General features: G+C 37.8%; 2 protein-coding genes and 1 pseudogene. All 3 read left to right on the forward strand.

Annotated features, from left to right (window positions below; genetic code table 11):
• The first annotated feature begins 5 nt into the window (after positions 1-5).
• The 3 genes and pseudogenes from ACU1LP_RS19390 to ACU1LP_RS19400 all read left to right on the forward strand — a co-directional run bounded on the left by ACU1LP_RS19390 (position 6) and on the right by ACU1LP_RS19400 (position 2,571).
• Positions 6-146, forward strand: coding sequence for a hypothetical protein (locus tag ACU1LP_RS19390; RefSeq protein ID WP_445737093.1), 141 nt, complete (start codon positions 6-8; stop codon positions 144-146).
• A gap of 207 nt (positions 147-353) precedes the next feature.
• Positions 354-1,754, forward strand: a pseudogene (locus tag ACU1LP_RS19395) (nucleoside recognition domain-containing protein); the annotation flags it as partial.
• A 127-nt stretch (positions 1,755-1,881) separates the two neighbouring features.
• Complete coding sequence (locus ACU1LP_RS19400; protein ID WP_445734270.1) at positions 1,882-2,571, forward strand: transporter; 690 nt, start codon at positions 1,882-1,884, stop codon at positions 2,569-2,571.
• The last annotated feature ends 525 nt before the right edge of the window (positions 2,572-3,096 follow it).

The following is a 3,096-nucleotide window of genomic DNA, read 5'->3' on the forward strand; positions in this document are numbered from 1 at the left end:
ACAATATTGAAAATGCGGTTAAAACGCTTTCCGCTGAAATTGAAAAGGAGTTTCCCGATATCCCTAATAGCAGATGGTTAGCATTTAGGTTATTGGAAGGCGACACACATATTATTGAAGCATTAAGAACAGGAGAATTAGTTTAACCCATAATGGGTATTTGTCAAATAAATTTCTTATTAAAGTACTATGGAAATTAAACTGACTGAAAGTCTGGTAAATTCGCGAAACGAATAGCAATCCTTCTGCGAATATTTTTAATAAAGGAATAGATTCGTGCCATTCGTGTTTAAATTTTATAAAGAGTGTCATACATTCTAATTTGAGAACAAAAAATGAAAAATAAAAACATAGAACGTATTTTAGAATTATCCAACGAATTGCGCTGGCAAATTGGCGATGATTTTCACGATAATTTAACCGAAGGTATCTACGCCGATGCTGCCCAAATAGTGAGCGACACAGTGCAAGTAGATAATTCTAAAAAACGATTTAGATTAGACAGGCAAATCGATAAAATAGTAACCAGTAAAACCTTTGGGTTTCCTATTATGTTTTTAATATTGGCCACCGTTTTATGGCTTACTATTGTTGGGGCAAACTACCCATCGTCTTTATTGGCACAACTTTTATTGGATAAAGTACATCCTGCATTAAAAAGCTTAGCAGCAAGTATGAGCATGCCTTGGTGGCTAGTTGGTTTTTTAATTGATGGCGTGTATTTAGCTGTTGCTTGGGTCATAGCCGTCATGCTTCCGCCCATGGCGATATTTTTTCCCATGTTTACGCTGTTGGAAGATTTCGGTTATTTACCCCGTGTGGCATTTAATCTGGATAGTTTATTCAAAAAATCCGGTGCCCATGGAAAACAGGCCTTGACCATGAGTATGGGTTTTGGCTGTAATGCCGCTGGCGTGGTGGCTACGCGTATTATTGATAGCCCCCGGGAACGTTTAATTGCGATTATCACCAATAACTTTTCGCTTTGTAATGGGCGTTGGCCGACCCAAATATTGATTGCCACCATTTTTATAGGGGCTGTGGCACCTGCTGCTTTTTCCAGTCTGGCATCTTTATTGGCCGTTATAGGTATTGCAGTTTTAGGAATGGCTTTTATGTTTGGAGTGTCTTGGGCTTTGTCTAAAACCATGTTAAAAGGCGAGGTTTCTACCTTTAATTTAGAGTTGCCTCCGTATCGCCCGCCCCGTTTTTGGAAAACCTTATATACTTCGTTAATTGATAGAACCACCATCGTTTTGTGGCGCGCCATTGTATTTGCCGCTCCTGCCGGTGCCGTTATTTGGCTGATTTCCAATATTTATGTTGGCAATGAAAGTATCGCTGCATGGACCATTAACTCTTTGGATGGCTTCGGGTTTCTTTTAGGATTGAACGGTGTGATTTTATTGGCTTATATAGTGGCGATTCCAGCGAACGAAATTGTGATTCCAACCATATTGATGCTCACTGTTTTAGTTACCGGAATGGATGGTGGTTCTGGCGCAGGCGTCATGTTCGAACTCGATTCTGTAAACGCCACAGGCGATATTTTAAGAGCTGGGGGCTGGACCTTGTTGACCGCCATAAACCTGATGCTTTTTAGTTTGTTGCACAACCCCTGCAGTACCACCATTTACACCATTTACAAAGAAACAAAAAGTGTTAAATGGACCGTCTTTGCTTCCATTATGCCCGTAATTTTAGGGTTTATCGTAACTTTTTTAGTGGCCCAATTTTGGAGAATTATTTTTTAGTAACTGAAGTTGCTTCTTATAATTCCTCCCCTTTTTTAAGGAGAGGTGCCGATAGGCGGAGGGGTCAAAAAAAGTCATTAGTTTGATACCTTGAGATATTTTTGTCATATACTAAACCGAAAAACACATGAAGAAAGTATATTATTCAGTTTTAGTGCTGTGCTTAACAGCCTGCTCGGTATTCGCACAAACCATTATAACCGATAGACCAGACCAAACCGAAAGTTCTTCAACCATAGAAAAAGGAAGTTTACAAATAGAAACCGGTATTTTATTAAGTTTTTCTGAAGATGATTTTAGCTCAGAAAGGCAACTTCTGGCACCTACAACCTTATTTCGATATGGGATTACAAATGGGATTGAAATAAGAGTTTTGAGCCAGTTTGAAAGTTTAAAGGACCAGAATTCATCTCAAGAAGTCAGTGGTATCAGCGATTTGGAAATTGGAACAAAAATTCAGTTGTTCAAAAAAGAAAACGTGAATGCCGAAATCGCTTTTATATCACATCTTGTACTTCCAACAGGTTCAAAATCCCTAACCAACGATACATCTGGGACGATTAACAAACTTTCCATCTCTCATGGATTAAGTGACACCATGAGCATTGGTTACAATGTTGGATACGATTATTTTGGAGAAGGAAACGGCCATTTAACCTATTCGGCAGCTTTAGGAATATCCATTACAGACACCTTTGGACTCTATATGGAGCCTTATGGAAATATAATCGAGTTTGAAAATCACGAAGCCAGTTTCGATGCTGGAATTACCTATTTATGCGAATCAAGAGTTAAAATATTGCAACTATTTAGCTGAGAGAAAATTGGATTATGCGCTTGACTTAGGGGCGTTAGCCCTGTAGTCTTAATAGCAAAATGAGCCATGATGACGGATTAGGGGCTTTAGCCCTGACATCTTTTATAAAACAATTGTGTACGTGTTCGCCATGTTTATTAAATTTCAGGGCTATATCTTTTTTGTTCATTATCGTGTTATTTTACCAAGATAACAGGGCTACGCCCCTTTTTATTTAATTAACGTGTATCTACGACGATTTTAGGGCTAACGCCACCTATATTGTCGTATAAATCGTAATGGGTTTTACTTTTCAACACTTGATTCGCATTATTTACTAAAAGATAATGTTCAGTTGGATTTTTCTTTTGGAACAGGTATCAACCATACGATGGATTATTTATCTGTGGGTTGTTGTATAAATATAGCAAAGAGATATCTGAATTAACGGGTCTTTCCCGGAAAATATACAGTTCAGGAAATTTTAAATTTAATTCAGATAAAACTATCCATTTTATTAAAAAGACTTATATTTACTTATATCTG

The organism is Mariniflexile sp., from assembly GCF_052728615.1.